General features: G+C 65.7%; 5 protein-coding genes. 4 read left to right on the top strand and 1 reads right to left on the bottom strand.

What is annotated here, in order from left to right:
• The 4 genes from RMQ73_RS08150 to RMQ73_RS08135 all read left to right on the top strand — a co-directional run.
• On the top strand, positions 1–816 hold an 816-nt coding region (locus RMQ73_RS08150), incomplete at its 5' end, for a MoxR family ATPase (RefSeq protein WP_310497645.1).
• A gap of 4 nt (positions 817–820) precedes the next feature.
• Positions 821–2,113, top strand: coding sequence for a DUF58 domain-containing protein (locus tag RMQ73_RS08145; RefSeq protein ID WP_310497647.1), 1,293 nt, complete (start codon positions 821–823; stop codon positions 2,111–2,113).
• A complete protein-coding gene (locus tag RMQ73_RS08140) occupies positions 2,110–3,090 on the top strand; it encodes a stage II sporulation protein M (RefSeq protein WP_310497644.1) in 981 nt (326 codons plus the stop codon). The genes RMQ73_RS08145 and RMQ73_RS08140 overlap by 4 nt, the downstream gene beginning before the upstream one ends.
• Positions 3,083–4,012, top strand: a complete 930-nt coding sequence (locus tag RMQ73_RS08135) for an RDD family protein (protein WP_310497642.1) — start codon at positions 3,083–3,085, stop codon at positions 4,010–4,012. Before RMQ73_RS08140 ends, RMQ73_RS08135 begins: the two co-directional genes overlap by 8 nt.
• Positions 4,013–4,015: 3 nt before the next feature.
• Here RMQ73_RS08135 and RMQ73_RS08130 read toward each other — a convergent pair.
• A partial coding sequence (locus RMQ73_RS08130) for a hypothetical protein (RefSeq protein WP_310497640.1) occupies positions 4,016–6,839 on the bottom strand: 2,824 nt, incomplete at its 5' end.

The raw sequence follows: 6,839 nt of genomic DNA, 5'->3' as shown, positions 1-6,839 counted from the left end.
GGGGTGGCAAAGACCTTCCTCGCGCAATGTTTTGCCCGCGCCACCGGCCTGGATTTCGGCCGCATCCAGTTCACGCCCGACCTGATGCCCGGCGACATCATCGGCAGCAATCTTTTCAACTTCCAGACCAGCCAGTTCACGCTGACGAAAGGCCCGTTGTTCACGCAGCTGCTGCTGGCCGATGAAATCAACCGCACGCCGCCCAAGACACAGGCGGCGCTGCTTGAAGCGATGCAGGAACGGCGCGTCACCATCGACGGCCAGACCCTGCCGCTATCCGACCGGTTTACCGTGGTGGCAACGGAGAACCCCATCGAAAACCAGGGCGTCTATCCGCTGCCCGAGGCGCAGCTTGACCGGTTCCTGTTCAAGCATGTGCTAGGCTATCCGTCGCAGGCCGAGGAACTGGCCATCGTTGCCGGCCACGGCGCCCGCACGGGCCGGCCTTCCCCCGAAGCCTGGGGTGTCGGCGCGGTCACCGGTGCTGCCGGCATCGCGGCGGCGGTGGCACAGGTCGCATCGGTCACGCTGGTCGAGGATGTCAGCCAGTATATCGTCCGGCTGATCCGGGCGACGCGCACGTCGGCCGACCTCGCGGTGGGCGCGTCGCCGCGTGCCGGCGTCATGCTGGCGATGGCGGCGCGGGCCGAAGCAGCGCTGTCTGGCCGCGATTATGTGCTGCCCGACGACGTCAAGGCGCTGGCGGCGCCGGTGCTGCGCCACCGGGTCATCCTGTCGCCGGCTGCCGAAATCGAGGGGCGCCGCGCCGATGGCATCGTTGCCGCGCTAATTGCCGAAGTCGAAGCGCCGCGTTGACGTGATGGCGCCAACGCCAAGGGCCGCGCTGGTCGCCGCTGCGGGAGCGCCGCTGGCGCTGTGGCTCGGCCTGGCCATGCCCGATCGCTGGTGGCTGGCACTCGCTTGGCTTGGCGTGGTGGTGGCGGCCTGCGTCATGGATGCGCTGCTGCTGCCCGCCGGTGTCACAGCGACGATTGTTTCGCCCGGAACCGTGGCAGTCGGCGAGGATTTCACCGCGACCCTGCATGTTTCGGGCACGGCGGCGCGCGTTGCCACGGCGCTGGCGCTGGATGCGCGCCTGTCTGGCCCGGACGACAGCGGCACGGCGCACATGCAAGACGGCGCCGCAAGCATTGCCGTGCCGATCACGGCGCGGCGGCGCGGCACCGCCATCATCGGCCCGCTCGACCTGCGCTGGACGGGGCCGCTGGGGCTGGTGCAGCGCCTGTCACCGGGCGCAGCGCAGGCGCAAGTGGCCGTGACCCCCGATATCCGCCCCGCCATAATCGACGCGCCGCAATTGATGGCGGCAGACGCGCTGACCGGTGCGGCGGCACAACCATGGCGCGGTGAAGGCGGTGATTTCGACACGTTGGTTGCGTTTCGCCCCGGCATCGACCGCCGCCGCATCGACTGGAAGGCGTCGGCTCGGCACATGGACCTGCTGGCCAAGGAATATCGCGTCGAGCGCGACAGCAACATCATCCTCGCCATCGACTGTGGCCGCCTGATGGCGGAGCCGGTGGACGGCCTGACGCGCACCGACCGCGCGACCACGGCAGCGCTGCTCACTGCCGCCGTCGCGCTCAGGTCCGGTGACCGGGTCGGGCTGTTCGCCTTCGACGCGCGGCCGCAGCAGATGATCCCGCCGCTGATGGGCCTTGCCGCCTTTGCCGGTCTGCAACGCGCCGCCGCACAGATCAGCGATAGCGGCCAGGAAACCAATTTCGCGCTGTCGCTTTCGGCGCTGGCCGGGCGGCTGAACCGGCGCTCGTTGATCATCCTGTTCACCGAATTCGTCGATACCACCACGGCATCGCTGATGCTGGGCGCGGTGGGGCGCCTGCTCAAGCGCCATCTGTTGGTGTGCGTGGTGATGAAGGATCCAGCGCTTGAGGCGCAGGCGCTTGCCCGGCCGCACGCGCCCGAGGATGTGACCCGCGCCATGGTGGCCGGCGACCTGCTGCGTGAACGGCGGCTGGTGATTGCCCGGCTGCGGCGCATGGGCATCGATGTCGTCGAAGGCAGCCCGGCAGAAATCGGCCCCGGCCTCGTCCGGCGCTATCTGGCGATCAAGGCTGGAGGGCGGCTATGAGCCAGTCCCAGATTGCATTTCGCGCCGAGCGCGAGGCCGATTGGCAGCGGCTGGAATCTCTTGTGACGCGGGCGGAAAAGGGCGCGCTGCGCAAGCTTCCGCCCCAGGATGTGCTGCAATTGCCGCTGCTGTACCGGGCGGCGCTGTCGTCGCTGGCGGTGGCGCGCGAGACCTCGCTCGACAAGGCGCTCACGGATTATCTGGAATCACTGTGCGCTCGGGCGTTCTTTGTCGTGCATGGCCGCCGCCAGCCGCTGGGGGCGTGGACAAGGCAGTTTTTCGGGAGCGATTTGCCCGCCGCGATGCGCGCCATCGCCGGCGAAACGCTGGTGGCCACGCTGGTGCTGGTGCTGGGCATCATCGCCGGCTATGCGCTCGTCGCCGGCGACATCACCTGGTATTCGGCGCTGGTGCCCGATGCCATGGCCGGCGGTCGCGATGCCAGCGCGTCAGCGGCATCGCTGAAGAAAACCCTGTACAGCACCGGCAGCCAGAACAATGGCCTCGAGGTGTTCGCGGCGTTCCTGTTCAGCAACAATTCGGCTGTCGCCATCTTCACTTTTGCGTTGGGCTTTGCCTTTGGCGTACCGACGATCCTGCTGCTGCTTTACAATGGCGCCATGGCCGGCGCGTTGATTGCGCTGTTCGTGCGCGCCGGGCTGGGGTTCGAGCTTGGCGGCTGGCTGCTGATTCACGGCACCACCGAATTGTTCGCCATCGTGCTGGCCGGCGGGGCCGGGCTGTCGCTGGGCCGCGCGATGGTGTTTCCGGGCCGCATGGCGCGGCTGGCGGCGTTGTCCCGCGCCGGGCGCACGGCTGGCACCGCGATGATGGGCGTGGTGCTGATGCTGATGGTGGCGGCGCTGCTCGAAGGGTTCGGCCGCCAGCTGATCGTCATCGATTCCGTGCGCTACGGCGTGGCAGCGATCATGTTTGGCCTGTGGTGCCTGTATTTCTACGGTGTGCGCGATGAATAGGGCGGCGCGGCCGGCGCGCGCATCGGCGCGCCCACTTTGGGCGCTGCAAACGCCCGAAGGCGTGGCGCTGTCCTTTGCCATCCCGCCGGGCGGCGAGCGCGTGGCGGCCTTTGTCATCGACATCTTGCTGATGGTGGCGATTTTCGTCGTGCTGACCATATTGCTGCTGGTGACCGGCATCGCAGCACAGGGCTCGGCACTGGGCGGCGGCTCCGTCTTGCTGGTGCTGTGGGTGCTGGGAGGGTTCTTCCTGCGGTTTTTCTGGTTCACCCTGTTTGAATGCGGCGCCCGGGGGGCGACGCCCGGCAAACGCCGGCAGGGCATCCGCGTTGCCTCACGCAGCGGTGGGCCCTTGACACCAGCAATGATCGTCGCGCGCAACATGCTGCGCGAGATCGAGATTTTCCTGCCCATCGCCATGCTGTCCTACCGCGCCTCACAGGGTCTTGCCGACACCGCCATGGCCTTTGCCGGCATCGGCTGGACAGGCGTGTTCCTGCTGTTCCCGCTGTTCAACAAGCAGCGCCTGCGTATCGGTGATGTCATCGCCGGCACCATCGTGGTGCAGGTGCCGCGCCCGGTTCTCGCCCCCGATCTGGCCGCCGATCTGGCCATTGGGGCAGGGCCAGCAGGCACGGCGCAATTCAGCTTCACCGACGCCCAGCTTGACGTCTATGGCATCTATGAATTGCAGCGGCTGGAAACGGTCTTGCGCGGCGCCCGCCCGCAAATCCCCGGCCGCCCGCGCAAGGACGACGACCCGGTGGTCATCGTCGGCAAGGCCGTGCGCGCCAAGCTCGGGCTGCCATCCGCCGGCGACGACCTCGCGCTGCTCCAAGCCTATTACGCCGCGCTCAAGGCCCGGTTGGAGCGCAGCGTGGTGATGGGCCGCCGCAAGGTGGACAAATTTGATGGGGCGTGAGGGTCAGGCAACCGGCGGCAGATAACGCACGCCGCTGGCCGAAAGCTGTGCGCCGCGCAACTGATTGGGTTTGCTCGGTTCCAGCTCATAATTGTTTGGGTCATTCATGAATTGTAGGACCTGCGGCGATTGCGGGAATGTCAGGCGGCCATTGGAGTTCCAATAGTGAACGGCATCGACCAAATGCCCAAGGTCGGCCTTGCTTTCCGGGTATTCGTTCAACGGCGCCGACACCGGAAGCGGAGCGCCCGTTCCCGAGCGATTGTATAAGACAACCTGCCGCGACGGGTCATAGCGCCCCTGCGCCTGCATGCGTGCCTTGATGCTTGCAACGACCGTTTTCCCGGCGGAATTGCGCCGACTAGGCGTCGGCCCCATGTAGAATTCGCGTGGATCGTCGACCCAGGCAGTGAACTGCGAGCCCCAGTCCTTGTTGAAGTTCACAACATTGGTGGCTTCGGCAAGGAAAGGCTTTCCTCTCGGCCGCAGCCGCTTGTAGTGCACGAAAATCTCTGGTCCCGACTTGAGCGGTCCGATTGCCACGACCAGAGCAACGGAATTTTCGCGTTTGAGCTTGATGAGCGCATTGACGCCAACCTTGGCCGGGCCTGCCGCACCTGCACCAGCAGCCGTTGCGCGCGGATCGAGCGGCATCAACACCGACAGATGCAAAGATAGGGCCGCCAGATCGGCATTCAGGGCATCGACATCAACCGCACTCGGCGCAGGCGCACTGGCGCCGCCGCTGTTCAGCCTTGCCAGCCGCGTCGCCAGTCCGCCGCTCAGCAAGGCATGTGCCCCCGCATAGGCCGCCTTGACCGACGGGTCGGCCGAGGCGGCCACCGCAGACGCCACATTGGCGAGCCAGCCAACCACTGGCGTCGGGATGGTGGCGACCGTCAGGCGCGCCGCTTTGCCTTCACCAGCAAAATACAGGCTGTGCGGCTGGCCGCTGCGGTCACTGAAGCTGCGCCGCGCTTTCCACCAGGACGTCACCGCCGCCAACGCTGCCTTCCCGGCGCTGAAGGCCATCTTCCCCAGTTTTTTCGCCTGCGACACGATCCACGCCACCACCTTGTCCAGGGCCTTGTTGATGGGATCGCGGATTTTCTGGATCAGGCCGTTCACAGCGTCGGACACCTTGCCCAGCCCGGCCAGCCGCGCGAGGAAGCTGATGACGAGCACCAGCAGCCCGGCCATGGTCTTTTCCACCCGAGCGGCTGCCGGTGCGATATTGCCGGCGGCAATCGCAGCGATGCTGTCGATGAAGCTGGCCGCCACCGCCGCGATCTGCCGGATGCGTTCCACAAAGAACATGACCGTGTTGTAGATGGCGATGATCGCCTCGATGAAGGCGCCGGCGGGGCTGAGGAACGCCAGCAGCTTGCGCACCGCGATGGCCACGATGCGGGATTTGACGAAATCCATCACCGCATCGATGGCCATCTGCTTGAGGTTGGTCAGTGTCTCGACAATCTGCTGCCAGGCCGCCGCCGGGCCATCGGTCACCAAAGTCTTGACGATATCGAAGCCGGTTTCCAGCGCCTTGACCACAGTTTCATTAGTCGCGGTGACCAGCTTGGCGCGCATGTTGGCCCAGGTTAGCCCCAGCACCGACAGTGCGAATTTCAGGATTTCTAGGATATTCAGGGCCTTGGGAAGATAGATGCCGGTGCCGCCCATGGCGCCGGTCAGCCATTTGATCATCGAATCCTGCAAATGGCCCAGGAAATTGCTCGCGAACTTCTGGAATCCCAGCTTGCCGGCCGCCACCAGCGTGCGGACAAAGCCGATGGGGTTGGCGATGATGGACTTGAACGCCCCGCCGGCTTTCTTCAAATAAGGCACCGCACGCGGCGCCACCACGGTCAGAATGATTTCCAGCAGGCTGAGCACCGTCTTGCCGGCCCAGGCCAGGAAGCGGCCGACAAAGCCGCCAAAGGCCTTTGCAATCTTGCCGAACGCCCCGACGATGGTGACGATATCCATGATTGTCAGTGACTTGAGCGTAGCGACAACTTCGCCGGGAATGCCAATGACCAGCGCCAGCGCGTCCTTCATTGCGGTCTGGAACCAGTTCCACGCCTTGCCGATAGCGCCGCCTTTCTGGATGTTGTTCCAGATTTCCTCCTGGCCGATGAGCCGCATGAAGCCGCCGATGATGGCGTTTGCCGGGCTGGCGCTTTCGCCGGAAATCGGGTTCTTGCCAAAGACGCCGATCAGCAAATCCCATTTGGGAATGTTGCGCGACGCCCAGGCGCCCAACGGCTTTAGTATGGCGTCTTTCACCAGCGTGGCGATGCCGACAACCAAGCCCGTTCCGAACGAAATCAGACGCTTGACCGGCGCGGTGAAGATGGCGATGGCGCGGCTGATGACCTTGTGCGGACGCACGATGTCGCTCCAGCCCAGCGAATCCAGAAACTCCATCAGCGCGTCGCGGAACGCCGATCCGACCATGCCAAGGCTGCGGAACTGGTCCTCGATGAACTTGCCGCCGCGCTGCAAGATGCCGTGATTGGCCAGTGCGTCGGCCACAGCGCCGCCGCCGGGGATGATCTCCACCATGCCGCGCAGCAGGTTTTCCCCAGTGCGCGGCACCGACGACATGTTGATGGGGTTGGTACCGAGCACCACTGTGAACAGCCGGAAACCGGGGATGTTGTTGGCCTTTTCGGCCACCCAGTCGAGCGCCCGGCTGATCAGGCCGCGCTGCACCTGCGGCGCGCCATATTGGCTGACGCTGACCTCCGCCGGCGCCGGGCCAGCTGCCATTTCGCGCTGCACCACCTCGCGCTGCTGGATGGTGTGCGTCAACTCATGCGCG

The organism is Sandarakinorhabdus sp. (assembly GCF_031430775.1).
Classification (GTDB): domain Bacteria; phylum Pseudomonadota; class Alphaproteobacteria; order Sphingomonadales; family Sphingomonadaceae; genus Sandarakinorhabdus.
Note: the sequence above shows the minus strand (reverse complement) of the source record. Positions and strands in the feature narration are given on the sequence as shown.

What these genes read in the sequence shown, in the direction of transcription:
- RMQ73_RS08145 (WP_310497647.1), top strand. Translation starts at nt 821, where the DNA reads ATGGCGCCAACGCCAAGGGCCGCGCTGGTCGCCGCTGCGGGAGCGCCG.
- RMQ73_RS08140 (WP_310497644.1), top strand. Translation starts at nt 2,110, where the DNA reads ATGAGCCAGTCCCAGATTGCATTTCGCGCCGAGCGCGAGGCCGATTGG.
- RMQ73_RS08135 (WP_310497642.1), top strand. Translation starts at nt 3,083, where the DNA reads ATGAATAGGGCGGCGCGGCCGGCGCGCGCATCGGCGCGCCCACTTTGG.